Genomic DNA, 26,819 nt, shown 5'->3' on the forward strand with positions numbered 1-26,819 from the left:
GGACAACGGTACCGATTGGACCGATTGGGAGACCGGTATGGCATCCGGCGGTACTTCACTGGCACTGGAGCAGTTCGTACTCCCGCTACGGGAAACCCGTTACCTGCGCTATATGGGCAGGGGCAATTCCCTGAACGAATGGAACAGCCTTCAGGAACTGGAGATCTATGGTCCGGGACCGGAGAACGAGACGTTCCATACGCCGGTATTCGTGGAGACCTCTACCAAGGACCGGGGCAATATAGGGGACAATATGTTCGACGGCGACCTTGGTACCCGATGGAGCGCCTTTGCGAACCCGGCCACGGCGACCATCGATCTTGGGAGCCCCAAGAGTTTTAACGAATTGCGTATCGCCTATTACAAGGGCGATACAAGACAGGCGTATTTTGACCTGCAACGTTCGGACAACGGTACCGATTGGACCACCTTCGCCACCGGTATGGCCAGTAGCGGTACCGCCTTGGATTTCGAATCCTATCCCTTTTCACGGCAGACCGCCCGTTACCTGCGCTATGTGGGCAGGGGCAATTCGCTCAACGACTGGAACAGCCTTACCGAGATGCAGATCATCGATTTCGATAATGGGGAGGGCCCCGGACCGGGGACGGCAAAGGTCACCGAACTGGTATTCCTTTTCGATGCGGCGGGCAACCAGATCGTGCGCAGGCCACCGGAAACGGCCACTGCCCTAAAGGCGAAGCTGCCCCCCTTGGCGGCAACGGAAGAAGGCCCCGAAACGGTGGACGAACCGGACCCCTTCGACGATAGCATCGTACTGCTGCCCAACCCTACCAAGGGTGAACTGGCGGTCACTTGGGCCGCCGAATACGATGGGCTGATCGAGAACATTACCGTTACCGACCTTGCCGGAAAGCAGATCCCCATCGCACAGGACACGGACGGCTCCCGGGCCAGTGTGGACCTGCGCGACCGCCCCACCGGGGTGTACCTGATCACCTTCAGGCTCAAGAGCGGACGCACCGTGGGCAAAAAAATAATCAAGGACTGATACCGATACATAAAAACACCACATGAAAGCATTTATCCGAAATACCAAAACAGCGGGCAACGCCCTTGCCCTATTGTTCGCCCTGGCCTTTGCCATATGCGCCAACGCACAGACCGATTATAAGGAGGTTCCCCTGAACGGGACACCGATCAAGGTGACCGAAAGAAAGGTAAGCGGCGATCAGGGATCCCTTCAAGCTTTCGACCAGGGGCAAAGTACCCCCGGAAGCGTTAACAGCACCACCGGTAGCGTATCGGGAATCCGTGGGACCAAGACATCCTTTTCGGTTTCCGATAGGGGAAGTTCGGTCTGTCACGTACCCATAGCGGTACCGCCGGGAATAAACGGTGTAGTCCCACAGATCGCACTGGTCCACGATAGCCAAAACGGAAACGGAATCCCTGGATATGGATGGAGCATTTCCGGGATATCTACGATAACAAGGGTAGCCGCTACCAAATACCATGACGGGTTCATCGATCCTGTGGATTTTGATGACAACGATCGTTTCGCCCTAGACGGGGTAAGGCTCATGTTAAAATCCGGGACCTACGGCGGGAACGGTGCGGTCTATGAGACCGAGCGGTTCTCAAATACCAAGATCACATCCTATGGTAGCGGGAACGGTACCGAGAGGTTCAAGGTGGAATATCCCGACGGGTCCTTCGCGTGGTACGGCACGACCTCTAGCGACAGGTCCTTGATGGAGTATGCTATATCCTATTTGGGAAAATCCCCAGGGTATACGGATCGAGTACACCTATAGGACCTTTGATAATGCACTTAGTATCTATACCATCAGCTATGGACATAGGTCCGGAGGTTCCGTGCCCAATTCCATCCAGTTTTATTACGGTGAAAGGATTGATGACGAACAAGCGTTCGCGGGAGGAGTGGATTTCCGAAGAAAGAATATTTTGAAGAAAATATCCGTAAGGGGCCCCTCCTCGGGCTATCGAAACTATGAATTAGAACATAATTCTGTCAGAGGGTTTACGTTATTGAAGAAAATTATTGAAAAGAGCGGTGACAACTCCATGAGCTACTCCCCGATAACCTTTGAATATTCCAATTCCTTCTTTGTCACAAATTCGACCTCTTTGGACACCGACCTGGACATAACCGATATCAATCAGGAGGAGTCGGCCGTTTTTCCCTTTGATTATAACGGAAACGGGAAAATGGATTTTGTAGTATACCCCAAGAAAAAACAGGATAGGACACAGTTCCATATTTATAACGATATCGAATCGGGCAAAAGCAACGTAGGGCTTACAGTAGATACGACCCCTTTTGAGACCATGTTCCCGGTGAACTACCTAAATAGTTCCGACCAGCTCGATGCCGCACAAGGTTTCACCATCGTTACCAACTCCGGTACGGACAAGGTGAACTTCAAAGTGAACGGCAAGGAGAAAGGTCAAGGCCGGGACGTTGTCCAATACTACCAAAAAACTTGGACTGCCCCGAGCTACAGGGCGAATCTTTATTGTGGGCAGGACCTTATCGATTATAGGGTCCAGATGGATTACATCTCCGGGGACTTCGACGGGGACGGGCTCACGGACGTCATGGCCTTTAGCAAGCCCTATTCCTATAAGAGCTGTACGGAGGAGCTACCGCCGCCCGGTGAGGACTGTGGCGGGGACCGCCCCGACCTCTTGGTGAACGGGGCCGTTTCCTTCAGCCGTCCCGATCCCGATAACGAATGTTGCGAGTGTGCAAATATTACCAGAAACGTGTCGACGGCATATTTTATAAACCTCGATAGAAGGATAACCAGTGGATTTGTCAAGAATGCGGGCGGTATTGCCAAACCTATAGTGTCATTAGAGGACATACATACCGCCGATGTGAACGGGGACGGAAAGACCGATATCCTCCAGTTTACCGAGGGCAAGGTATACGTCTATTCCCTATCCCAAAACAACACCTTGGAAAAGCTTTGGGAGACTCAGGACACCCGCCTTAAACAAGAGTACCAACCTTTGTTAGGGGACTATAACGGGGATGGGAAGACCGATTTTATGCTTCCTACGGGTACCAATAGCGATGTATTTATAACCTTCCGTTCAACGGGAACCGGTTTTACCGGCAACGAGAACACCTATCCCTTTCGTTATAAACTATCCTCGAATTCTTCTAGCACGATAACCACCTACAATCTTATCCCCACAGATTACAATAATGATGGGCGTACCGATATTTTGGAATATAAGTCCGAGACAAGGGACGATGGGTTAAACGGTGTCCAAAAGGTTAGCATCTATATCCAGAACGGATTTAAAGGGAACTCGTTGTTACCTTCTTTTGCCTATAGTTACGCAATGACCCTCGAGGGAGATCTGGACCATTATCCCATTCCTATCTTCTTGAGTTCCACGTTACGGTCGCGCGCGAACTATGATCTGGTTACCATCAGCAACGAAAAGGTCTCCTATTTTACCTTTGGGGCCGATACCGCCAGGGAGCTGGAACTTAAGTCTTATGCCGATAACTGGAACAGATATAATGTAGAATATGCATATCTTGATCCGGGTGAGCTGGGATTCGACGATACGCCCGTCTACACCTATCTTGGAGGGGAAACCTATCCTTATGCGGAACTTTCGGTTTCCCGCGGAGCTAAAGTAGTTTCGCATTTGACACATTATTCCAGTTCCGGAACTATTCGAAAGTTGTTTTCCTATGCCGGTGCGGTGGTACATACCGAAGGGCTGGGCTTTATAGGCTTTAAGGAGATTGCGCGATCCGAGTGGAACGACAGGGATTCGCAATACATATGGAACGTTACCAAGTACGACGTTTTTAAAAGGGGTGCGCCGATCCAGAGTTACAGCGTAGAAGGAGCATTTGCTTTCAATACTTCCCCTTCAGAGTATCTTACCAAAGTCGACTATACCTATGGTACATGGAACGTATCGGACAACAAGGTATTCAAGCTTTGGAATACCGGAACTACAGTGCAGGATAGGCTTAACGGAACGACGATTACTTCCGGGACCGTCTATGATTCCTTTGGAAACCCTACCAAAAAGACTACCGATTACAATGGTGACGGGAGCATGGTCGAAGAATTCTACTATGTAAACAGTTCTTTTAGGAGGGGAAGGCTTTCAAGGAAAAAAACTACCAGCGTTATTGGAGGGGACAGTTTTAGTACGGAGGAGGAATATCGCTATACCGGCGATCTTTTGACGGAAAGAAGGATAAAAGGTAATGGGACCGACTTTAACACTACAACATTTGCCCATGATATCTCTGGCAATATTATTGAGATCGTCGATTCGCCAAAGGATACCCCATCAAGGAAGACAAAATATAAATACGACCCTTCCAGGCGCTTCGTGACGGAGACGTATGATATTGAAGGACGAAAGACCGAATACCGATACGATGTTTCCAACGGAACGCTTTTGAAAGATATCGATCCTTTGGGACTGGCGACCGATTATGAGTATGACCCCCTTTTTAGAATGATAAGGGCCACCGATCATCTGGGCAATTCCACAGATATGGATTATGGCGGTGGCACGTCTAGTATCCTGACCGTCGTTTCCGACGTGGGAAGTACCGGTATAACTGAATTTGATTCTTGGGAAAGGCCCAAGAAACAGGGTGGTATAGATGCATTGGGGGAATGGGTCTATACCGATTATGAGTACGATGTATTTAAAAGGCCGTTCCGAAAGAGCGAGCCTTACAGAGACGGTTCCCCTTCACAATGGAATTCCACTAGCTATGACGTTTACGGTAGACCGATACAGATGGTCTCCCATACGGGTAGGACCACCGACATTGCCTATTCTGGGTTGACCACTACTATAAACGACGGAACCAAGACCAAAACGGTCACAAGGGATGCTATGGGAAATATCGTAAAAGTTACCGATCCGGGGGGCACAATAGAGTATACCTATTTCGGAAATGGAAATTTGAAAAGTACGGATTTCGGCGGTAGCGTGACACGTATCGAACAGGATGGATGGGGACGCAGGACAAAACTGATCGATCCCTCCGCGGGCACCTATACCTACGAATACAACGGTTTTGATCAAATTCTCAAGGAAACCACGCCAAAAGGCACCACGGAATATGTATATACCCCGGAAGGGAGGTTGATCAAAAAAATAATCTTAGGGGATGCGGGTACGGATATAAAAATCGATTATCGATACAACTCGGACTTTTTATTGACAGAGGTCGACCTGGCCAATGCGGATGGCAACAATGGCACTACGACCCATAATTATGACTCTTATAAGAGACTGATCGGCACAGTGGAAACCACCCCATATGCGGTGTTCACCAAAACCCTTACCTATGATCGATACGGAAGGGTCGATACCGAGGAAAGTGAGGCACTGCTATTGGCCAATGGTAAAAAAAGCATAAACAAAACAAAGAACACATATGCCAATGGGCACTTGATAAAAGTCAACGATTTTGCAAGCGGAGAGGAGATTTGGAAAATTAAGGAACTAAACGCACGGGGACAGGTGACCGTAAGTAGCATGGGCAATGGCATGGAACGTTCCACTGAATACGATGCCCATGGTTATCTAAAAAAGGTAGTGGCAGATCGGGACAATGGAACGGAGGCTTTTAAATTGTTGACCCTATCCTATGAGTTCGATGTAAAAAAGGGAACGCTAAAAAACCGTAGCAATAGTCTTTTTGACTGGAACGAGACATTTACCTATGACGAGTTGGACAGACTTGTCTCCTTTGAGGACAACAACGGTATAGAAAGTCAATCCTATGATGGAAAAGGGAGGGTCACCAGCTTGTCCACTATGGGCGATTTCAATTATGTAGGGAACGGTTTTCGACCGACCGGTATAGACTTTAACGGAAAGGGTCAGTTAAATTATGTGAATTTTGGTCGACAGGACGTTACTTATAACGCGTTCAAGAGCGCTACCGAGATCAAAGAGACGGGAAAAGAACGTATCGGATACCAGTATAACGCCTTGGGGAACCGCGCAAATGCGTTTTACGGGAACACCGATGAGGATAAGGAAAAAAGGCCATACCGAAGGCACTATTCCCAGGACGGCAGCATGGAGATATTTTGGGACACCACTTCGGACAAGACCCGGTTCGTCACCTATATCGGGGGTAGTGCATATACTTCCTCGGCAATATGGTATTCCGAACATAACCCCTCGCAGAAAAACGAAGAGTACCTTTACCTGCACCGCGATTATCTGGGCAGTATACTGGGCATCACCGATAAGAACGGGGGCTTTAAAGAAAAACGACATTTTGACGCCTGGGGGAACATCGTAAAATGGACCGACGGAAATGGCAATGACATCGTGGGGGGCATGGCCGGCGGCGGGGTATTGGACCGCGGTTATACCGGTCATGAACACCTGTTCGGGGTGGGGCTGATCCATATGAACGGCAGACTGTACGACCCCATGCTGCACCGTTTTTTAATGCCGGATAATTTCGTACAGGACCCCTATAACACTCAGAACTACAACCGATACAGTTATGTATTGAACAATCCGCTTATGTATACGGACCCCTCCGGGGAGCTCTCCGAAGGTGGTGGTGGCTGGTTAGGGGGCCTTCTGGGCGGTCTTGTATTCCTTGGAGACCTTCTTTTTAATAAAGAAACGGGGCTTCTAAGGAACAAATCCAAGAATAATGGTAGTGCCGCCCCGCAACCACAGACCGTAAACAAGAACATATCGGAAAATATTGCTTCTACCATGGGGCCGGTCGAAGGGGAAATCCATAACTTAGAGGTGCCTTTGGGCGTCCAGTACCTCCAGTTTGAGGGAAGAATGCTCGGTGCGGCATTGTCGTCACCGTACGGGTTCGCCGGGGAATATTTGGGCGGGGCCCTAACCCAGGGGATATTGCCGGGTCTCCAATCGACCGGAGACTTTGTTAATAGTCTATTTACTCCAAGCGGAGTAATGGACTTTGGAGAGGGTATCGGCAATATGTTGTTGATGGGGTCGATGGTAAGGACGGACCGTAGCGACATGCTATGGTCGGGAATTGTAAATGGAATATCCGAAACGGTATATGCCATACCAAATATGTCAGTTAGTGAATATGGAGGGCTTGGGGGCAGAATAGCGTCTTTATTTGTATGAGGTAGTACTTTGTCCAGTTTGGCCAAGAGTGCTAAGAGTTTGAGTAGGGTTGCTAAGGTGGGTAGAAAATTCTGGACTAAATCTACCACCTTTAGAAATATCAAAGTGTTTCAAAGAAATGACTTGATTAACCCTAGGCTTGTTGATGCGAAAGGTAGAACTAATTTACAGAGAATGCAGAAAGGATTAGCCCCAATTGGGCCTGATGGTAATTCTTTAAATTTACATCACATGACTCAGACTAATTCTTCTGGAATAGCTGAAATGACACAGACATTTCATAGGACCAATCATAGTATAATTCATATTAATCCAAATACAATCCCTTCAGGAATCAATAGAAGCCAATTTAACTCTTGGAAGCGAAGCTATTGGAAAAACCGAGCGAAGGGTTTTTAAAGAATACTGATTATGAGTATTGAAAATGCGTTACAAATAATAGAAGAGAATATTGATGATGCGGACTTTTGTGGACCAGTAGCACCGGATAAAATAACGTCAGCAGAAGAAATATTAGGGGTTAAGTTTCCTAAGTCTTATTCTTTGTTTTTAAAAAAATATGGTGCAGGAGATATTGCAGGGATAGAATTGTTTGGAATAATCAAAGACCCGACTACAGATGGCCCTATGGTTCCTAATGGTATTTGGTTGACATTAAATTTACGTGAGGAATCAGCTTTACCAAAGGAATTTATTGTAGTGTCAGAAACAGGTTATGGCCCTTATTATGTTATAGACACGTCTTTTAAAGATGATAATTTTGAATCACCTGTTTATATATGGGATACAGACAATCAAAAAGAGAAAATATCAGATTCCTTTGGAAAGTTTTTATACTCTCTTATCGGAGAATCCATTTGAAGTAAAAAAAGCCTCTGAGAAATCAGGGGCTTTTTTTGTAGAACGCCAAAACGTATTCTTTTTCTTTGCCTGGCAGTTTAGGAACCAACTATTTAAGTTTCAATATTGCATCGCCATGTTAGCGTAAGCTTCACGCTTGTACCGAAGAGGGATATTTTGATTTCGAGCTTCTATTTGAAGTTGAAATATCAGTTTCCACGCTTCACCGCTTCCTGATACCCGATAATTTTATACAGGACCCCTACAATACCCAGAACTACAACCGCTATAGCTATGTGTTCAACAATCCCCTGGGATATACCAATGTGACTGGGGAGGCCGGGGAAGTGGTCGTAGGACTGATTATCGGTATCATTGCAGTGGCAATGTCCGCGGGCCTTGCGGTTGTGGCCTTTGCCGAGAACTTCGGCGGGGGCTCCTCGGGCGACGCTCCACCGCAGAAGGCGGCGCCCACCCCGAGCACCAAACAAAAAAACAACGATATTTCCTCCGGCCCCGACCCGGATATGCGGGAAATCCATAACTTAGAGGTGCCGTTGGGGGTGCAGTACCTATCCGCCGGGTTCAGGAATTTGGGCAAGTTCATCTCCTCGCCATGGGAAACCACCAAAGAGGTCGTAGGCGGTTTTGCGCAAGGTATTTCCAGGGGACTGGACTCGACCGTAGGCTTTGTCGAAAGCCTTGGTACCGCACAGGGATGGATGGATTTTGGACAGGGCATCGGGAACGCCATTTCCGATTTTGCCTATGAACTGCCCAACATGACCCCTGGACAGATAAGTAATTCCTTGGGCTATGGAGCTTGGAAGGGCGTAGAGGGTTTCGCATTTACCCGAGGGGCAGGAATGGCGCGGAGTTTGGTAAGAACAACATCCCAAGTAAGTGTTCCAAGTGGTCAGTTTTACTCGGTTGCACATGAAATGGCTCTACCTAGAAAATTATACCCTGGGGGGAGCTATTATCAACATTTTAAAGCCGCAAATAAGTCTTTAGCAGCAAATATGGATGCGGCTACCATGAATAGATTAAATATAAAATTTAAGAAAAGTAAATCCGGGAATGTTTTGTGGGGACGTTCTCCTGAGAATTGGGTCTGGCATCATGACATACAAAAAGGAATTATGCAATTAGTACCTAAGGCACAGCATAGCCCTAGCAGTCTTTTTTGGAATACGCTTCATCCAAACGGATTTGGAGGAATGCACATTTGGAACTAAAATAAAATTATGAATTTATTGCAATTTATACCTTATCTCGAGAACGAGTCAGAAATGGAAGAAGTTATTCTTGAACATGAACCGGAACTGGATATAGAACTTGCTGATATCTATTTAAAAAAAGAACTTAGTATTTACTCAGAAATGTTCTTTTTCAATTCAGAGGAAATCGAAGGGAAACTTGAGATGGAAATTGAAGGAAACTTATTGGTTAATTTGTTTCCCTTGGACTATTTGATAGATGTATATTCGCAGTATAAAAATCTTGGAGGAACAAATCAAGAAATTGCACAAAAAATAATTAGTTTTAGGATTAAGGATGCCTGAGTATAGCTTACTTGGATACCAAGCTTGACCATATAGACAAATAGTATGCAACACAAACTAGAAGATGATGTTATAGTTGTCTGCAATGAAATTATTAAAGAAAATAAGACAATTGGGGAATGGAGTGAAATTGAATCTGATGATATGTTTCAAAGGTGAGCGTATTTAGGTGGTTTTGATGCTACCGAAGAGGAATTTTGCTTTAGTTTTTATAACGATAGCGAAGAGTTTTGGTTTCAGTTTTCCTTAGATGAGGCGAAATCAATTGCAGCTAGATCAGTCAGTATTTTAGAAATGTACAAGGCGGATAAGTAAAACGTGAGAAATGTAATTACCGAAAGCCTCATCAAATGATGATTCTTAACCAAAACATGTTTTTAAGCAAAAAAAAGGCCACAAAAAGAAAACCGTTATTAGGAGAAAGCGTTTCAGAATTGGATTTCGATAATGTGAAAATCTTGAAAAAAGAACTTGTTCAAGGAACCTACGAAAAAGGATCTATACATAATTGCTGGTTGGAGAATAGCCTTTTTAGAGAGGTAACTTTTATACGTACCGATTTCTCGCATACATCGGACCATGGAAATGTATTTGATACGGTGAATTTCAAGAACTGTAAGTTGAATAGGGCCGCTATTGGTTACGACGGCTCAAAATACATGAATTGCGTTTTTGAAAATTGCAACTTCACCGGCGCAATATTTATTCGTGGGGAATTCGATGATTGTAAGTTTGTCAACTGTAAATTAAAAGGGGTCGATTTTGGCGCATCATCTTTTATGAACTGTAGTTTTGAGGGAAAAGTAATGGATGTTTGGTTTAGGGGAGGATATGCCGCCTCTTACGGTGAAAAAGAGTTCGGAAAGGCCAGAGCCAACACAATGTTAAATGTTTCTTTTGAAGAAGCGGAACTGGAATATCCCACATTCAGTAATAATTGTGACCTGTCCACAATAAGGCTTCCCAAGAAGGGGAACTACCATCTTTTTGACAAATGGCCGGAAAGACTTACATTTCTAAAAGGAGAAATCGAATCTTGGCCGGAAATGGAAAAAAAAGATGCAATGGATTTTATTGAAGCACATATGGTACATGCTAAAACCCAGCCCTGGTACGCGATTGGTGGGAGGGAATTAGAAGAGGACTACAAGAACCTGATATGGCCTAAGCTTATAGACGGCCTTAAGAGATTCATAAAATAATAGTACGACTTGTTTTTTTGAATATTGATAGAGAACCATTTGCCAGGCATTAGTATTCCATACGTTTCCTACTGGATTTCCCATCGGTCCTATAAACCTAATGCGCATGGCGCGGATATGCAACGAGAAAAGTGGTCGATGGTGTAATTCTCGCCGCCCTTTTCCATAGAGGGCTGAACGTTCCTGAAAATTTGGGACCTAAGGATATTCGAACACATCTAAGAAAACATGGTTATTATAGCCCATAATTATATGAAATCAAGAAAAGCTATTGTGCCTTTTGATCCGAAAAGTCCAGATAAAAGGATAAACGATTTTCTTTATCCAAGAATAACAGGAGACAACGTTACTTTGGTTAGGACCAACAATGGTGAGGAATGTAAATATGGAATGGTAATTCTCAAAGGGGGCGGTATTAATGAAAATGATCTGTTCGCAAAAATTGTAGACGGAAAAACAAAAATAACATCCGTAAAGACATTGTTGAGTATGTTGGAAATTTATTTGGAACAAATCAGGACGTTTTCGATCGGCAATATAGTTTATATTGAACGTTCGGACGACCATCCGGGTTTTGTACTAAAAAAATATGCTAACAGGCCTACTGTAGAAAGAACCAGTAAGTTGCCCTAGAAATCGGGATGATCGTAAATAAAGAGTCAATGAAAATAAAACTGTGTATTTTATTTTTTATACTATGGCAACCAAGTTTTTGCCAGGATTGGGTATCCACTCGGATTACTCCCGAAACAACGATTGAGTTCCCGGTCGAAAGCGAGCTGATTCTTGAGCAGGGTGACACAATATATTTTGGCACTGACGGCCATGCCGATTACATGGTAAGTCTGAGGGAAATTTCCAACGGTTATGCCGAACAGATCACACCTGACAACATCATTGAATTCTACGAAGGTACGATTGGCGGAATGCTCCGGGCCGGTGATGGAAAACTGATCGCCAAAGAGGAAATTGAGTAACAAGGATTGCAAGGAATGGAAATTGAGATACATACACCCCGGAATCCTGAGTTGCCCGACCTTCGATACCAAAGAATTTTTTTGGTGGGCGAACGGCTTGTTTTCATTGGTTTTTGGACCTTTTCGGATATCGGGATAGATGTGACCAAGAATAGGGAGCGGTTTTTCAATTCCTTTACCGTCAACGAATCGGAAGTCAATTCTTTCAGTGATTCCGATACAGCTGATGGCCCCGATAACAATGGAGCTTACAATTTTGGCCTGTTCCTCGGGCAGTTGCTATTTTTTGTGGTTTTAGGAGGACTATTACTAGCCGCTGTACTTTTAGCGTGGTTCATGATTAAACGTCAAAGGAAGAATCGGTCAGAGGCCGCAATAATCCCCGGACCGAAACCGCCAAAAGAAGCCAAGATAGCATGCCCCAATTGCGAAACCACCAATAATTGCGATTCGAAATATTGTAAAGGTTGCGGGTATCCGTTACCCAAGGAAGAATGACCCCTTTATATCCCAAGATAAAACTACTTCCATTGTAGTGCATCGATCTTTCAAAATGAGATCGGCCACATCATGTATATTAGAGATCAACGCCGATCCAATTGACAGGACCATGGCGGTTGTCATCTTGTTTATGGGATACCAACAGTCCAGATCCCCAAATATGGGAGGTTAGATATTTGGATACCAACAGGTATTGTTTTTGTAAAATATTGATTCCCTCCTTGTATGCGCCAAGTCTGTTATAGCTATTGTTTTTGGGGACATTGTCCGAGGACCGAAAACTAGGGGAATCATTGATCTTGAACATTCCCAAAGGTTCTAGAATGCGTTCCAAGACCTCATGATAGGGGAGAATGTTCAAGGTTCCCATGATCATGCGCGCACCTGTCCCATAAAGCTCCATTTTTAGTTTTTGAGCAAGTTCCGATAGAAAATCGTCATAGATCGGATCGTTATAGTCCCATGTGCCCGCATCAAAAAAATGTAGGTTCACAAGGTCATACTTTCCACCTTTCGTATCCAGGATTCGATACAATTGGGCAGCGTGGGAGAAATGTGTTTCATCCTTCGGGGGAGTACCCCCAAAAGCCTTTACCTCTTCCAAGACTAGCCCATCCTTTAAAAGCACCGCCATATGCCTTGAACGGGAATCGGTCGTAGGAACGGTGAGAACGGTATCATATGCCCCTTTTAGAAACCATTGATTAAAAAGCTCAAGGTTTTTTTGGTTCTCGACCTCCTGGAGTACAAGGATATCGGCATCCACGGCCTAAATGGCATCGGCCTTCTCCCATGTCCCGGCCAAGGGTAGCCTTATCTGCGGCTTTGGAAGTCGCTGTGTCTCGAACGTTCCCCGTTCCTTTTTGATATCCGAAATGAACCGGTACCATTCGTAGTCCCCAAATTCGTCGGAGAGATCCCATTGTTGGTCTTCGCACGCTATCGATTTCCATAAAGTGCGCATCCGCTCCAGCTGAACGGGGGATCTGTCCGTTAGGGACATGAGCCCATCCAGTTCCTTCGCCATGCTATCCTTATCCCTTTCGGAGAGGTCCGACAATGCTTTGTCCCTGAAAAACAGGTTCCCGATATTATACGTGGCTATCTTCATGGTCATTGTTCTTTAAGTTGATCGAACGTTCTTTGATAATGGCATCGATCTGTTCTTGATCGTAGTAAAGGATGCCCTCCAACTTCGAATAGGGTATGGTGCCGTTGGTCCTTAAGTTCTGCAGGGTTCCCGGACTGATGTCCAGTTTTTCCATTAGCTCGGAGGAGCGTATCCATTTATCGAGGGACAGTTTTCCTTTTTTCTCCAATAGTTCCCTGATATCCGAGAGCAGGGTTTCCCTGAACCGTTTCAGGTCTTCCGTTGTTACGATGTTTACCGACATATGTATTGATTTAGATGGGAAACGGGACTGGCCCGATGAACCCTATGCCCGTTTGTCCGCATATGGTTACACTTGAGGTTAACAAAGATGTGGGAGTCGGTCCGGGAAAATCCAGTACCTTTCCGCACCCTCCGGAAAAGTTTAACAGATTTTGTGCTGGGGGAACATCACCAATAGAGGTGATTGGAGTTGCCGATAAATATGAAGAAGAAATTGCCCTAGGGCAATGGAGGTGAAGTCAACCGTCCTCCCGGTCCATTTTGTCCAGTAGGGCACGGGACATAGAGTCCATGAACTTGGTACGGCTCTTGGTACGGATACACATTTCCGTTTTGTTCTTATAGGGGTTTCCCGGTCTTGCACCGAAAGCGATTTCCAATACCCTTTGAATGTCCTTCACGTTTACGTTCCCATGGTTGACGGCACCCGAATATTTGAGGCCGTAGCTGAGCTCGGAAAGATCGATCGAGGATGCGGTCCATTTCAAAGCGCAGCCATTATCCATGGCGATTCCAGCCTCCTTTTCCCTCAAGTTGTCCAAACGCCGACCAAAATAATACGCTAAGCGCTTGTTGGCGATGAGCTTTGCCAACAGAAGATCATGGGAGGTTGAGAACTCCGGATCGCGATAGTAGGCATTGGAATGGCTAATGTTGAATTTTCCGAAAAACGCGCGGGTATAATAGCGGTCGTCCATGAAGGTCTTGTTATGGGCCACGTACTGGGCAAAATCCAGGTGGATACGAAAGAAAGTTTCTAGCTTTTTCTGTTCCTTACGGATATACTTGCGCTGCCTTAAAATACTGGTCCTTGGAAGCCGCACTTCGAAAGATTTGAGCTCGAAATGGTAGATAAGGTTTTCCATGGGCACCGGCTTGATGCGCTTAAAAAAGGCTATTTCCCGGGATAGATCCGAAAAGCCGTGTTTTTTTACCGCGGTCTTGAAGTCGGAGAGCAGATTCCGGCTGAGTTCTATCGAAAGATTGCATTGTTTGACGATATCCGTAGTACTTTTTTGGATGCCTCTAAGTTCTTTTTTCAATTGGTCCACAAGTAATGAGTATTCCATATAAACCGCTTTTATGTTGTTGAAAAGAGGTCGGAAACATGGAAGACTTTGGGGGGCAAAACATTCGATTACGACAATACGAGTTTAACAATAAACTTCAATTATCATGCCTTACAAAACGTTAATTATAAAAGCTATAACAAAATGAGGAAAATTACAATGACCGATTAGGAAAAACAGGGTTTCGATGAGTTAGGAAAATATATCCCATTAATACGGTGTGGCGCTAAATGTCTTGTTTTAATAGAGAATTCGACGTTTTGAACAAAAAATAAAAAAGTGAGCAAAAAGTGAGCAAATTCCCGAACAAAAAAAGCCCTCACATCTGCGAAGGCTTGAATTTACTAAGTGGAGAATACCGCCCCGAAGCGTCGGGGGAACCGGTGCCCCAATAAATGGATATGCCCATATAGTTTTAAAGAACCATAAAGGTGTTTGAACAGTCGTAAGAAATGAACGGTAGGTAACAAAACAAAAAAAAGCCCTCACATCTGTGAAGGCCTATGTTTATTGGTGGAGAATACCGGAGTCGAACCGGTGACCTCTTGCCTGCCAGGCAAGCGCTCTAGCCAGCTGAGCTAATCCCCCAATTTTTGAGAGTTCAAAGGAACTACTTTTTCAGAAAGTATCAAAGTACAAATCAATCTTTCTTAACGCTCAGCACCAAAACCGGCACGGTCGCATAAAATTCCGATTTCGGAACCGTATTTTTTTCCCATAAACTTTTAAAAAACCCACGTTTTCTTCTAAAGACACACAACAGATCCGGTTTTTGGGACCGAAAGTGCTCCAAAACCCCTTGATAGGTCGTCGGGTTCTCCGTAATGGTCAGGTTGGAACTCAGATCCATTAACGCCGTATTGATTTTAAGGTCATCATCGGTATATCCCGGCGTTTTTACCAGCAAAAGGTTCAAACGCGCCTCGAACTTTTTTTGGATGGCGATCAAAGGGTCTAAAATGCGCTTTCTTTTTAAGGCGCCCGATTTAAACGCGGTCAAAATGGTGGTAAACGGTCGGAATGCGGTTCCTTTGGGAACGATAAGCGTTGGAATATCCGTTCGTTTTACAATTTTCCCCGAAGTGTGGCCCAAATACATTTCTTCCTGTATGGAATTGCTTCGTGGTGCAACAATGATCAGATCGATACCCAGTTCCTTGTCAATATCCTTAATGCCGTCAACAAGTTCACCATTAAAGGTGGCGATTTTAATCTCTACGCCCTTGGCATCTATTTTGTCTATGGCCTCCCGTAACTTTTCCTTACTGTTTTTGGCCACTTTTTCGGTAATGTTCGATAGTCCGCCCGTTTTGGAACTCACATTAAAAACCTCCATCACAAAAATTTTGGCGGAAAAGGCAGCGGCAAAGTCCACTGCGTAAAGCAAGGTGGCATTGGAATCTAAGTTAACACCGATAGGTACAAGAATGTTCAACATGGCCAGGGATTGATTATTTATATGCTAAATTTACGATTTAAATAAACTGGTTTATGATTCGGAAAGCAAAGATATCGGAAATACCCGATATTTTAAGGTTGACCCAGTCCTGCGCGGCCCATATGACCGCCAATGGAATCTTTCAATGGAACGAGGCATACCCTTCCAAAGCGGCCTTTGAAACCGACCTTTCCAGGGAAGAGCTGTTCGTTCTGGAAAAGGAAAACAGCATTGTGGGTACCGTGGTGGTCTCTACCAAAATGGATAAGGAATACCAGGCGGTGCTTTGGACGACCCCTAATAAGGGAAATAGTTATATCCATCGGCTTTCGGTACACCCCGATCTACAAGGAAAAGGATACGCAAGGCAGTTGATGGATTTTGCCGAGGCCAAGGCAAAAGAAATGCAGGCCCCATCGGTACGGCTCGATACCTTTAGCCAGAACAAACGAAACCAAAGGTTTTATGAACGGCGGGGCTACCGTCGACTGGGGGATATCTATTTTCCAAAACAGAGTGAACACCCTTTTCACTGTTACGAATTAGTGTTGTAATCCAGTAGATCTTGAAAACTACCATTTCGTTCAAAAACATTAACAAGCTTGCCATACCGGCCACTATTGCAGGTATCGCCGAGCCCTTGTTATCCATTACGGATACCGCTATTGTCGGTAATATTCCGGTGGATGGCTTGGAATCCTTGGCGGCGGCCGGTATTGTGGGGTCTTTTTTGTCGATGCTGATCTGGGTTCTTGGACAGACCAGAAGTGCGATTTCCGCGATCATTTCCCAATATTTGGGCGCGGGGCGTTTGGAAGAAGTGAAAACCTTGCCGGCGCAGGCGATTGCCCTGAACGTGGCCCTTAGCATACTTGTATTGTCATCCACCATTTTTATTGTAGAGGAAATATTTATGCTGTTGAACGCCTCCGGAAAAATTTTGAAGTATTGTGTGCAATACTATTCCATTCGGGTTTGGGGCTTTCCCCTTACCTTGTTCGCCTTTGCCGTAATGGGAATTTTTAGAGGGCTTCAAAACACCTACTGGCCGATGCTTATTGCCATTGTTGGGGCGGTGTTGAACGTAGCGCTCGATTTTTTGTTGGTATATGGTATTGAAGGATGGTTCACGCCATTATATTTGAAAGGGGCCGCCTGGGCAAGTTTGATCGCCCAAGCCGTTATGGCATTAATGGCGTTCGTGTTGCTGGTCACCAAAACCGATATTGGTCTACGTATCCAAACCCCATGGCATCCGGAACTTTCCCGTTTGATAGGAATGAGCCTTAACCTGTTCGTAAGGGCATTGGCCCTGAACACCGCCTTGATCTTAGCGGTACGCGAGGCGACCGATCTTGGTGATCGTTATATCGGGGCACATACCATTGCCATTAATTTATGGTTGTTTTCGGCATTTTTTATCGATGGTTATGGCGCAGCGGGGAATATTATGGGCGGTCGTCTTTTAGGGGCTAAGGATTATGACGGGCTGTGGAAATTGGCAAAAAAAATCATCGCTTACGGGCTGTGGGTAAGCACCATACTTATGGTACTCGGGTTTGTTTTTTACCGCCCTATCGGAAGTCTATTTTCAAACGAGACCATTGTTTTGGAGGCCTTTTATGGTATTTTTTACCTCTTGATCATCGGCCTGCCCATGAATGCCGTAGCCTTTGTGTTCGACGGGGTTTTCAAGGGCCTGGGAGAAATGAAATACCTACGCAATACTTTATTGGTGGCGACATTTCTGGGATTTGTACCGATGCTATTTTTAGGGAAATACCAGCAATGGGGCCTAACGGGCATTTGGATCGCCTTTGCGGTTTGGATGCTGGTCCGTGGCGGCGCATTGGTATTGAAATTCCGCCACAAGTTTCGGCCACTGCTCTCTGCAACGGATACCTAATGGGTACAGCGTAAAAGCTTCCCGATAACCATACCGTTCTGGTTATAATATTTTAATTTTAACCCGGTTTTGAAGCAGTTTCGGACCGTAGTAGATTTTCTAATACACAAAGGGTTTAACCTAAAATCACACGATAATGACCACAAGAGAGAACGGTAGTTTGTATACAAGTATTAAGGACAAGGTGGCAACGGTAGAATTTGGGCATCCTGCGGGAAATTCCTTTGTGGCCGAGCTGTTGGACCGCTTGGTGCTCGAATTGGAAAAACTATCCGAAAACCCTGAGGTTACCGTCATTGTATTAAAGTCCGAAGGAGATAGGGCCTTTTGCGGTGGGGCCTCTTTTAAGGAACTGATCGCTATTGAAAATCTATCGGAGGGAAAGGTATTCTTTAGCGGTTTTGCAAATGTGATCAATGCAATGCGCAGCTGTAAAAAGGTAATTATTGGCCGTATTCAAGGGAAAACGGTGGGTGGTGGCGTCGGTTTGGCGGCAGCCTGCGATTATACCTTTGCTTCCGTTGCGGCTTCGGTCCGCCTATCGGAATTGACCATTGGTATCGCACCCTTGGTCATCGCACCGGCCGTTCGGCGTAAGATAGGCACGGCGGCTTTGTCCGAAATGTCCCTGGCACCGACCGAGTGGAAAAATGCCTATTGGGCACAGGAAAAAGGCCTTTTTTCAAAGGTTTTTGAGAAAATAGAGGAGGTGGACAAAGAAATCGATTTCTTTTCCCAAAAACTGTCGGCCTACAATCCGCAGGCATTGGAGGAGTGGAAAAAAGTGTTGTGGGAAGGGACCGAACACTGGGGCGCGCTGTTGACCGAAAGGGCAGGGATTACCGGAACCCTTGTACTGTCGGAGTTTACCAAAACCGCTCTTTCCAAATTCCGAAAATAATATTACCGGAATACCGCCGTTTTAGAACAAAGTCAAGCACATGGAAATTTTAAACTTTTTGAACGGGGACCTGATTTTCCCCATAGTGGCCCTTTTCGTAGTGATCCTATATATCGTAAACCGAATACGATCGCGAAGGAGGTATAAAAGATAATATCTTTGGAATGCCCTATCGGCACAGTACTGTTCCACTAAAAGAAATGCAAGGATGTCGTCAAGGAAACGGTTACATATTGGTTTTGGGCTTGCGGTAGCGCTATTGGTCTTTTCATGTTCGGATGATAACGGGCCAACGGAATTGGATTGTAGTGCGGTAAGCTGTCCCGCGGCCGTTACCGCCCATAACGTTACCCTAAAGGACACCTCCGGAGCCGCCGTATCTCTAGACAGCTTTAGTGTTACGGATGGAGACACCAAAGAAGAACTCACCAAGAGGTTGGACAGTGCCTCATACCGTATCGCCCAAAACACGGGTACCTATCCGTTGTACGACGATTTGAGCGGTCCTTCCGGCCCCGTGGAACGCCGCACTCTGGTTTTTATCGGTTTTATTGGGCAGCAAGCGGTAATTACGGCACAGTATGAGGTGTTCAGTGATTGTTGTAGTTCCTCCATAACAAATGGCACGTTGGACCTTGTTGTTTCGAAATAACGATTCCCGAAGGGTATCCCGATTTGCCGATATTCCATACCTTTACCTTCCTAAAATAAGTTGATGGGCAACATAAGAATTACCAAGCAATTCAGTTTTGAGACCGGCCATGCCCTTTTTGGATATGATGGCAAGTGCCGTAACGTACACGGGCATAGCTATAAGCTGTCGGTAACCGTTATCGGAACGCCCATTACCGATACGACCCATGTAAAACAGGGAATGGTCATCGATTTTGGGGATCTGAAAAAAATCGTAAAAGAGGAGATCGTGGACGAATTTGACCACGCTACCGTCTTTAATAAAAATACGCCCCATGTGGAGCTGGCCAAAGAACTGGCCGATAGGGGCCACAATGTAATACTGGCCGATTACCAGCCTACAAGCGAGAATATGGTCATCGATTTTGCCGCCAAAATTACCGCACGCCTACCTAAAAACATCCGATTACATTCGCTAAAGCTTCAAGAGACCGAAACCTCTTTTGCCGAATGGTTCGCCAGTGACAATTAGCGTGACGGCTTTTTCTGTTTTCCTATCTTTACCATACCATGACGACCATTGAACTCCCAGCAGGAAAAAAGGTTTACTTTTCAAGTGACAATCACTTGGGTGCCCCTACCATGGAAGAAAGCCGTGTTCGGGAAAAGAAATTTGTTGCCTGGCTGAGCAGTATTCAAAAAGACGCCGGGGCCATATTTTTGCTAGGCGACCTGTTCGATTTTTGGATGGAATACAAAACAGTGGTTCCAAAAGGCTTTACCCGGACCCTGGGAAAGTTGGCCGAGATTTCCGATTCCGGAATCCCCATTTATTTTTTTGTCGGCAACCACGACCTTTGGATGAACGGTTATTTTGAGGAAGAACTTCAAATTCCAGTGTTTCACAAACCGCAACGGTACAACATCAATGGGGTAACCTTTTTTGTGGGCCATGGCGATGGGCTCGGTCCGAACGACAAAGGGTACAAACGTATGAAAAAGGTGTTTACCAATCCTTTTGCCAAATGGTTGTACCGGTGGGTGCACCCGGATTGGGGCGTGCGTTTGGCCCAGTACTTTTCGGTAAAGAACAAATTGATTTCAGGGGATGAAGATGCCGAATTTTTAGGGGAAGCGAACGAATGGTTGGTACAATATGCCAAACGAAAACTGGAGACCGGACATTTCGACCATTTTATTTTTGGCCATCGGCACCTGCCCATGGAAATCGACCTCGGAAAAAACGCGACCTATACCAACTTGGGGGACTGGATCCACCACTACACCTACGCCGTTTTCGATGGAAAAACGGTTTCACTTGAAAAATTCGTTTAGGGGCTTTCCGCCTCATGGGCGGCTACATCCTTTTGGAGATCTAATTTTCGAAAGCTTGGGGAAATCCATGCGGTAAATCCTACGGTAAGCAAGGTCATGGTACCCCCGAAAACCACGGCGGTAACGGTTCCCATCAATTTGGCGGTCAATCCGCTTTCAAAGGCACCCAACTCGTTAGAGGAACCTACGAACATGGTGTTTACCGAAGCCACGCGCCCGCGCATATCGTCGGGGGTCTTTAACTGTAAGATCGTTTGACGGACGACCATGGAAATACCGTCCAATGCGCCACTGGCGAACAGGGCGATTACCGAAATCCAAAACGAGGTCGAAAGGCCAAAAACAATAATACTGATCCCAAAGCCGAAAACTGCCCATAACAGTTTACGCCCCGCATACTTGTGCATCGGAAAACGGGTGGAGGCGATCATCATGAGCGCCGCACCCACAGCGGGGGCTGCCCGTAATATTCCAAAACCTTCCGAGCCTACTTTTAGGATATCTTGTGCAAAAACAGGAAGCAATGCCACCGCACCCCCGAACAATACGGCCACCATATCCAAGGTCAACGCCCCAAAAATGGCCTTACTATTGAATACGAAACGGAGTCCTTCCCTTAAACTTTGTAGTATCGGTTCCCCAATTTTAGGGTTGAGTATCGGTTTACGGGAAATACGAAAAAGATTGAGCAAAGCCATAAGGGAACAGCCAAAAATAAGACACATGGACCAATGCACCCCAATATAACCGATCGAGAAACCTGCCAATGCCGGACCTAAAACCGCGGCCATTTGCCAGGTGGTACTGCTCCAGGTAGCGGCATTGGGATATATTTTTTTGGGAACGATCAACGCGATCAACGAAAAAATGGTAGGTCCAAGGAAAGCCCGTACAATACCTCCCAAAAATACGAGTGCGTAAATGGCAAAAAGAAGGTGGTTTAACGCAAAAGATGCTTCAATACTGGGGATACTCAATATAAAAAGCCCCAAACTAATGATCGAAAAACCAAAAATACACTTGACCAGTAGATCGCGCTTCTCTTTTTGATCGACCACATGCCCTGCAAAAAGGGCGGTCGCCACGGCGGGGATTACTTCCATTAAACCGATAATACCCAAGGAAAGCGGGTCTTTTGTCATGGAATATACCTGCCACTCGATAACAATAAACTGCATGGACCATGCAAAGACCATGGCGAAACGAACCCCCAAAAAAATCCGGAACTCTTTGTATCGTAAGGCAGCGTATGGATCCATTAGAAGTACGGTATGATTAATTCGGCACAAAGATATTACTCTTAAACCCGAATTATGCATTAGAACTTCGTAATGAAGTTTTTAGCAGCGATTAAATATGACATTTTATGAATGTAAGCATAGCACCGAAACTTCGGGGCTACCGTTACATTTAAAAATGTAGCGCAGCGCCATATTTTGAAGTAGCTGGAAGCTGTAATAGATTTTCTAATGCATAAAGCGGGTTAAACCGGGTTAAAGGTGCGAACGGAAAAAGAGATGGAATTGTGATACCGGAATGTCGGATCAGGTTCGAACACTTCGGCCGATAAGAGGAATGTCCTCGGGAGGAAAGACCGCTTGCCTAGGGCTGCGCTAAGGGAGGAAGGACCGCTTACCTGGGGCTGCGCTAAAGGAGGAAGGACCGCTTCGCGGAAGGACGAGAAACCTGTAATCGGATTGGAGCAATCGATTTAAAAAAGGATTATGAAAACCATATGATTATTGTTTCGCCATTGGGAGGAAAGACCGCTTGCCGGGGCTGCGCTGAAGGGGAAAGGACCGCTGCGCTGAAGGACGGAAAATGTCAAATAAAACGATGAAGCTTGTACCGTGTGGGGACGAAGTGTTGAAATACATGCGAGTATGTATTATTATTTGGATAAACAGGGAGTGATGGTTTTTCCATCATTTGATGTCCTTCAACTTCAATTGTAGGCTCAGTTTTCCTTGCCATTCGTTCTCGTCCAGAGAGAAACAGGCATCGAAACGCTTTTTATTGCAAACGGTGTCCAGTTTGTTACCGAGGTAAAAACCGATACCCCCGATTGGCTTTGATGCGCCTTGTTTTACCGATACTTTCAAATGTTTTTGGTCTTCGCCCACCCCCTTTGCATAGCCGGTGTCCACAAGGTTTTCCGCCATAAAAACGGGCGTTTTGTTGCCCGGGCCAAAGGGTGCGAACTGTTTTAGGATACGCATAAGTTTTGGTGAGATATCCTTTAGGTCGATCAGGGCATCGATCTGGATTTCCGGGGTCAACAGCGAAGGATCGATGGTTTCGGAAACCACTTTTTCAAACTGGGCCTTGAACCCCTCATATTGCGATTCCAAAAGGGTAAGGCCTGCGGCATATTTGTGGCCTCCGAACTGTTCAATATGTTCCGAACAGCCCATTAGGGCATTGTACACATCAAAACCGGAGACCGAACGGGCCGAAGCCGCCAGTTTCTCCCCACTTTTTGTGAATACCAGGGTCGGCCGGTAGTAGGTTTCCGTCAGTCGTGAAGCTACAATACCGATAACCCCTTTATGCCAATGGGGTTTGTATACCACCGAGGTAAAACGTTCCTCCTCATTGTCATCCAGTATTTGGGATAAGGCCTCCTCGGTAATTTCCTTGTCAAGATTTCTTCTGTCGTTGTTAAACTGCTCAATATTTTTGGCAAAAGCGGCCGCTTGGTCATAATCTGTTTCCGTGAGCAGGTTTACGGCATGTTGCCCATGCTCCATGCGTCCCGCGGCATTGATACGTGGGGCGATGATGAAAACAACATCGGTAATGGTCAGCGTTTCTTTATTTACCTGGTCGATAATCGCCTTGAACCCTATTCTTGGGGCGTTATTGATCACTTGCAAACCATAATAGGCCAAAATGCGGTTCTCCCCGGTAATCGGAACAATGTCGGCACCTATCGCAGTAGCCACCAGGTCAAGGTAAGGCATCAAATCGGTAATGGTCTGGTTTCGTTCGGAACCCAAGGCCTGGATCAGTTTAAAGCCCACACCGCAGCCGCAAAGCTCGTCGTACGGGTAGTCGCAGTCAGATCGTTTTGGGTCCAGTACGGCAATGGCGTCGGGGAGTTTTTCTCCCGGCCGGTGGTGGTCGCAGATGATAAAATCGATATCCTTCTCTTTGGCATAGGCGACCTTGTCGATCGCTTTTACGCCGCAATCCAACGCAATGATCAGGGAAAACCCGTTATCGTCGGCAAAGTCGATGCCCTTGAACGATACCCCATACCCCTCCGCATAGCGATCGGGAATATAGGTGGCTACGTTTGGGTAATACGATTGCAGATACGAAGCGACCAAGGCGACCGAAGTAGTCCCGTCCACATCGTAGTCCCCGTATACCAGAATGTTTTCACCTTTGGCAATGGCCGTGTTGATTCGGGTTACGGCCAGCGACATGTCCCGCATTAAAAAGGGATCGTGCAGTTCGGACAGTTGCGGACGAAAAAAGCGTTTAGCCGCCTCAAAAGTAGCGATGCCCCGCTGCAACAATAATTGTGCGACCAAAGGCGATACCCCCAATGCCGCTGTCAGCCGATCGATGTCGTGTTGTTCCGGTTTTGGTTTTAAGGTCCAGCGCATGGGATAGAAGTTCAAGTTCAAGTTCAAAAGTAAATCTTTTGGTTAGCGCAACAAATATCATTTGCCGTCTGAAGCGGTTCAAACCTACTTTTTGTTTTTTATAATAGTGGCGATTATTTTTATCAGTTGTTCTACTTCATCTAATAGATGAAGTATTTTTTTAGCGTCTCCATATGCTACTTTCATTAATATTTTCAGATTTACGCGTGACTCCTTCAATTCTTTCAAACAGATTCCGGCTTTGCTGATCTAATCTCTTTTACTATTGGTCCCTTGTGCTTCGCCAAAATTAAGCGCGGCACTTCCACCAGACCTTAAAAGTTGGTTGCCTAGTATTCTCCGGTAATATCCCTTGGTAAATCTTTACAGAACAGAACAACACTACTTGCGAACGCTACTAGGCGATCTTCCAGATCAAACTTTTTACCGACCATTGTCTATATTAAAATTGAACTTGATTCTTGCACTTGAACTTAAGAATGGAGCACCAACTTCACCTCGATCGTTGCAAATTGGCGGAACATTTCCATGACCCCGCAATATTTTTCTACCGACAGGTCAACGGCCTTTTGCAGTTTGGATTCGTTTAAATTGTCGCCATAAAAATGGTATTCAATGGTCACTTGATCGTAAAACTTGGGATGTTCGTCCGTAAGGTTGGCAATGGTTTCGATATGGAAGTCGGTCACCTCTAATTTCATTTTCTTGATCAAGGAGGCCACGTCCAGACCGGAACAACCGGCGAGCGAGGAAAGCATTAGGGCCTTGGGCCGAAAACCGGAACCTTCCCCATCGTTTTCCGGGCCGGCATCCATGCGTAAAACATGTCCGGAGGGGTTGGTGCTCTCAAAGGCCATTTTTCCTTTCCATTTGGTGCTGATATGATTTGTAGTACCCATAAATTTTTGTTTCTTGTGAGGAATAAAAGTACGATAATTTAGACCCTTGTAAAATGGTTCTATTTCGATTTTATATCTCTTAGTATTAACGTTAAATTGTAAAGTATGCCTTTAGTACAGCCGCTTGACCCAAGCCATAGTCCCGAAACCGCGGAACTCGCAAAATTCTTTAATGAGACCCTTGGTTTTTGTCCGAATTCAATATTGACCATGCAGCATCGACCGGCAATTTCCAAAGCTTTCATCAACCTGAACAAAGCGGTAATGGCGAACGAAGGTCGGGTGACATCGGCCTTAAAGCGAATGATCGCCTGGGTGAGCAGCAATGCAACGGGATGTCGGTATTGCCAAGCACACGCCATACGCGCGGCGGAACGGTATGGGGCCGAGCAAGAGCAACTGGACAATATTTGGGAGTACCGCACCCATGCCGCATTTTCCGAAGCCGAGCGGGCCGCACTGGATTTTTCGTTACAGGCATCCCAAGTACCCAATGCCGTAGATGCCGAAATCAAAACACGACTCTATGAACATTGGAACGAGGGCGAGGTCGTTGAAATGTTGGGGGTCATTTCCCTCTTCGGCTACCTCAACCGATGGAACGATTCCATGGGCACCTCCATAGAGGACGGAGCCGTGGAAAGCGCCGACCAATACCTAGGAAAACACGGCTGGGAAAAGGGAAAACACGATGGAAGCAGGTATTAAAGGACAATAGACCGCGGGTCAAATTCAAACTCAAATTCAAAAATCAAATACAAGGATTGCTGGTCAACGAGCCGTTTGCTTATAAAAACGTGCTGTCCGGTCGAGCGGAGTCGAGACCTAGTTAAAAAGGACAATGGACCGCTAAGGCTCATAGATGAAAGAAAAAAGAATAAGGATAAAAGACAAGTGCAAACGTTAAGTTCAAATGCAAGTACGCACCCCTCATTACTAATTACTAATTACTTAATACTAGATACTATTTACTTTTCACTAGAAAAAAGGACCGCTTCGCTGAAAGAACAAGGACGAAGGGACCCTTAGGCCAATCGAAAAGACGGATGTCATGTCGAGCTTGTCGAGACACATGTTCATGCCCAAACTTCAATCCACACCCTTCATTACTAACTACTTAATACTAGATACTATCTACTTTTCACTAGGAAAAAAGAATAAGGACAAAAGACAAGTGCAAATGTCATGTTCCAGTTCAAACACAAATGTCAAATTCAAACACAAGCTCAATTTCAGGCCAATTACTTTTACGCGTCACCAATTATTTTTTCATTGCTAATTGCTAATTGCTAATTGCTAATTGCTAATTGCTAATTGCTAATTGTTCATTGAAAAAAAGACCGCTTCGCTGAAAGAAAAAAGAACAAGGACAAAAAGTCAAGTTCAAATGTAAATTCGCCCCCCTCATTACTAACTA

At 45.7% G+C, this 26,819-nt stretch carries 28 protein-coding genes and 1 tRNA gene; 19 read left to right on the forward strand and 10 right to left on the reverse strand.

What is annotated here, in order from left to right; translation table 11 throughout:
- From ACRD7P_RS18130 to ACRD7P_RS18180, 11 genes are all read left to right on the forward strand, one after another.
- The coding region (locus ACRD7P_RS18130) for a discoidin domain-containing protein (RefSeq protein ID WP_430909116.1) at window positions 1–1,012 on the forward strand (1,012 nt) is incomplete at its 5' end.
- Between the two features lie 22 nt (window positions 1,013–1,034).
- Window positions 1,035–1,778, forward strand: coding sequence for a SpvB/TcaC N-terminal domain-containing protein (locus tag ACRD7P_RS18135; protein ID WP_430909117.1), 744 nt, complete (start codon window positions 1,035–1,037; stop codon window positions 1,776–1,778).
- Window positions 1,723–7,128, forward strand: coding sequence for an RHS repeat-associated core domain-containing protein (locus ACRD7P_RS18140; protein WP_430909119.1), 5,406 nt, complete (start codon window positions 1,723–1,725; stop codon window positions 7,126–7,128). Before ACRD7P_RS18135 ends, ACRD7P_RS18140 begins: the two co-directional genes overlap by 56 nt.
- A gap of 105 nt (window positions 7,129–7,233) precedes the next feature.
- Entirely contained in the window at window positions 7,234–7,527 is a 294-nt protein-coding gene (locus ACRD7P_RS18145) for an HNH/ENDO VII family nuclease (protein ID WP_430909178.1), read from the forward strand.
- A 12-nt stretch (window positions 7,528–7,539) separates the two neighbouring features.
- The gene (locus ACRD7P_RS18150; protein ID WP_430909121.1) at window positions 7,540–7,989 is read left to right on the forward strand and encodes an SMI1/KNR4 family protein; all 450 of its coding nucleotides are present in this window, start codon (window positions 7,540–7,542) and stop codon (window positions 7,987–7,989) included.
- A gap of 275 nt (window positions 7,990–8,264) precedes the next feature.
- Entirely contained in the window at window positions 8,265–9,206 is a 942-nt protein-coding gene (locus ACRD7P_RS18155) for an HNH endonuclease (RefSeq protein WP_430909123.1), read from the forward strand.
- Window positions 9,207–9,215: 9 nt separating this feature from the next.
- A complete protein-coding gene (locus ACRD7P_RS18160; protein ID WP_430909124.1) occupies window positions 9,216–9,533 on the forward strand; it encodes a hypothetical protein in 318 nt (105 codons plus the stop codon).
- Window positions 9,534–9,904: 371 nt separating this feature from the next.
- Window positions 9,905–10,735 carry a pentapeptide repeat-containing protein gene (locus ACRD7P_RS18165; RefSeq protein WP_430909125.1) on the forward strand — a complete coding sequence of 277 codons (831 nt, stop codon included), beginning with the start codon at window positions 9,905–9,907 and terminating at the stop codon, window positions 10,733–10,735.
- Between the two features lie 252 nt (window positions 10,736–10,987).
- Window positions 10,988–11,368, forward strand: coding sequence for a hypothetical protein (locus ACRD7P_RS18170; RefSeq protein WP_430909126.1), 381 nt, complete (start codon window positions 10,988–10,990; stop codon window positions 11,366–11,368).
- Window positions 11,369–11,397: 29 nt separating this feature from the next.
- Window positions 11,398–11,712 (forward strand): hypothetical protein, encoded by a 315-nt coding sequence (locus ACRD7P_RS18175; protein WP_430909127.1) that lies wholly within the window; start codon window positions 11,398–11,400, stop codon window positions 11,710–11,712.
- Between the two features lie 15 nt (window positions 11,713–11,727).
- Complete coding sequence (locus tag ACRD7P_RS18180) at window positions 11,728–12,210, forward strand: hypothetical protein (protein ID WP_430909128.1); 483 nt, start codon at window positions 11,728–11,730, stop codon at window positions 12,208–12,210.
- A 79-nt stretch (window positions 12,211–12,289) separates the two neighbouring features.
- Here ACRD7P_RS18180 and ACRD7P_RS18185 read toward each other — a convergent pair whose 3' ends face one another.
- From ACRD7P_RS18185 to ACRD7P_RS18195, 3 genes are read right to left on the reverse strand one after another with little or no spacing between them, the layout of a single operon-like run.
- Window positions 12,290–12,979 carry a hypothetical protein gene (locus ACRD7P_RS18185; protein WP_430909129.1) on the reverse strand — a complete coding sequence of 230 codons (690 nt, stop codon included), beginning with the start codon at window positions 12,977–12,979 and terminating at the stop codon, window positions 12,290–12,292.
- A gap of 3 nt (window positions 12,980–12,982) precedes the next feature.
- The gene (locus ACRD7P_RS18190; RefSeq protein WP_430909130.1) at window positions 12,983–13,324 is read right to left on the reverse strand and encodes a hypothetical protein; all 342 of its coding nucleotides are present in this window, start codon (window positions 13,322–13,324) and stop codon (window positions 12,983–12,985) included.
- Window positions 13,305–13,607 carry a helix-turn-helix domain-containing protein gene (locus ACRD7P_RS18195; protein WP_430909131.1) on the reverse strand — a complete coding sequence of 101 codons (303 nt, stop codon included), beginning with the start codon at window positions 13,605–13,607 and terminating at the stop codon, window positions 13,305–13,307. The genes ACRD7P_RS18190 and ACRD7P_RS18195 overlap by 20 nt, the downstream gene beginning before the upstream one ends.
- A 62-nt stretch (window positions 13,608–13,669) precedes the next feature.
- On the opposite strand from ACRD7P_RS18195, the gene ACRD7P_RS18200 reads away from it, so the two are divergent.
- On the forward strand, window positions 13,670–13,843 hold the full coding sequence (locus ACRD7P_RS18200; RefSeq protein WP_430909133.1) for a hypothetical protein: 174 nt from the start codon (window positions 13,670–13,672) through the stop codon (window positions 13,841–13,843).
- 2 nt (window positions 13,844–13,845) lie between these two features.
- On the opposite strand, the gene ACRD7P_RS18205 is transcribed toward ACRD7P_RS18200, so the two are convergent.
- The 3 genes from ACRD7P_RS18205 to ACRD7P_RS18215 all read right to left on the reverse strand — a co-directional run bounded on the left by ACRD7P_RS18205 (window position 13,846) and on the right by ACRD7P_RS18215 (window position 16,114).
- On the reverse strand, window positions 13,846–14,676 hold the full coding sequence (locus ACRD7P_RS18205) for an RteC domain-containing protein (protein WP_430909135.1): 831 nt from the start codon (window positions 14,674–14,676) through the stop codon (window positions 13,846–13,848).
- Between the two features lie 511 nt (window positions 14,677–15,187).
- A tRNA-Ala gene (locus ACRD7P_RS18210) sits at window positions 15,188–15,264 on the reverse strand.
- 52 nt (window positions 15,265–15,316) lie between these two features.
- The gene (locus ACRD7P_RS18215; RefSeq protein WP_430909136.1) at window positions 15,317–16,114 is read right to left on the reverse strand and encodes a universal stress protein; all 798 of its coding nucleotides are present in this window, start codon (window positions 16,112–16,114) and stop codon (window positions 15,317–15,319) included.
- Between the two features lie 53 nt (window positions 16,115–16,167).
- Here ACRD7P_RS18215 and ACRD7P_RS18220 point away from each other — a divergent pair, with 53 nt between their 5' ends.
- The 6 genes from ACRD7P_RS18220 to ACRD7P_RS18245 all read left to right on the forward strand — a co-directional run bounded on the left by ACRD7P_RS18220 (window position 16,168) and on the right by ACRD7P_RS18245 (window position 20,889).
- On the forward strand, window positions 16,168–16,668 hold the full coding sequence (locus ACRD7P_RS18220) for a GNAT family N-acetyltransferase (RefSeq protein ID WP_430909137.1): 501 nt from the start codon (window positions 16,168–16,170) through the stop codon (window positions 16,666–16,668).
- A gap of 11 nt (window positions 16,669–16,679) precedes the next feature.
- Window positions 16,680–18,020 (forward strand): MATE family efflux transporter, encoded by a 1,341-nt coding sequence (locus ACRD7P_RS18225; protein ID WP_430909138.1) that lies wholly within the window; start codon window positions 16,680–16,682, stop codon window positions 18,018–18,020.
- Between the two features lie 133 nt (window positions 18,021–18,153).
- A complete protein-coding gene (locus ACRD7P_RS18230) occupies window positions 18,154–18,921 on the forward strand; it encodes an enoyl-CoA hydratase/isomerase family protein (RefSeq protein ID WP_430909179.1) in 768 nt (255 codons plus the stop codon).
- A gap of 208 nt (window positions 18,922–19,129) precedes the next feature.
- Window positions 19,130–19,573 (forward strand): hypothetical protein, encoded by a 444-nt coding sequence (locus ACRD7P_RS18235; protein WP_430909140.1) that lies wholly within the window; start codon window positions 19,130–19,132, stop codon window positions 19,571–19,573.
- A gap of 63 nt (window positions 19,574–19,636) precedes the next feature.
- Window positions 19,637–20,086: a 6-pyruvoyl trahydropterin synthase family protein gene (locus tag ACRD7P_RS18240; RefSeq protein ID WP_430909141.1), complete on the forward strand. Its 450-nt coding sequence runs from the start codon at window positions 19,637–19,639 to the stop codon at window positions 20,084–20,086.
- Window positions 20,087–20,133: 47 nt separating this feature from the next.
- The gene (locus tag ACRD7P_RS18245) at window positions 20,134–20,889 is read left to right on the forward strand and encodes a UDP-2,3-diacylglucosamine diphosphatase (protein WP_430909180.1); all 756 of its coding nucleotides are present in this window, start codon (window positions 20,134–20,136) and stop codon (window positions 20,887–20,889) included.
- Here the strand turns inward: ACRD7P_RS18245 and ACRD7P_RS18250 are convergent.
- From ACRD7P_RS18250 to ACRD7P_RS18265, 4 genes are all read right to left on the reverse strand, one after another.
- Window positions 20,886–22,148: an MFS transporter gene (locus ACRD7P_RS18250; protein ID WP_430909142.1), complete on the reverse strand. Its 1,263-nt coding sequence runs from the start codon at window positions 22,146–22,148 to the stop codon at window positions 20,886–20,888. The genes ACRD7P_RS18245 and ACRD7P_RS18250 overlap by 4 nt on opposite strands.
- Window positions 22,149–22,814: 666 nt before the next feature.
- Complete coding sequence (gene recJ, locus ACRD7P_RS18255; RefSeq protein ID WP_430909181.1) at window positions 22,815–24,503, reverse strand: single-stranded-DNA-specific exonuclease RecJ; 1,689 nt, start codon at window positions 24,501–24,503, stop codon at window positions 22,815–22,817.
- 84 nt (window positions 24,504–24,587) lie between these two features.
- Complete coding sequence (locus ACRD7P_RS18260; protein ID WP_430909143.1) at window positions 24,588–24,731, reverse strand: hypothetical protein; 144 nt, start codon at window positions 24,729–24,731, stop codon at window positions 24,588–24,590.
- A 245-nt stretch (window positions 24,732–24,976) separates the two neighbouring features.
- Window positions 24,977–25,402, reverse strand: a complete 426-nt coding sequence (locus ACRD7P_RS18265) for an OsmC family protein (RefSeq protein ID WP_430909144.1) — start codon at window positions 25,400–25,402, stop codon at window positions 24,977–24,979.
- Window positions 25,403–25,507: 105 nt separating this feature from the next.
- On the opposite strand from ACRD7P_RS18265, the gene ACRD7P_RS18270 reads away from it, so the two are divergent.
- On the forward strand, window positions 25,508–26,110 hold the full coding sequence (locus tag ACRD7P_RS18270; RefSeq protein ID WP_430909145.1) for a carboxymuconolactone decarboxylase family protein: 603 nt from the start codon (window positions 25,508–25,510) through the stop codon (window positions 26,108–26,110).
- Window positions 26,111–26,819 lie beyond the last annotated feature (709 nt).

The organism is Maribacter sp. 2-571, assembly GCF_050589625.1.
Lineage (GTDB): Bacteria > Bacteroidota > Bacteroidia > Flavobacteriales > Flavobacteriaceae > Pelagihabitans.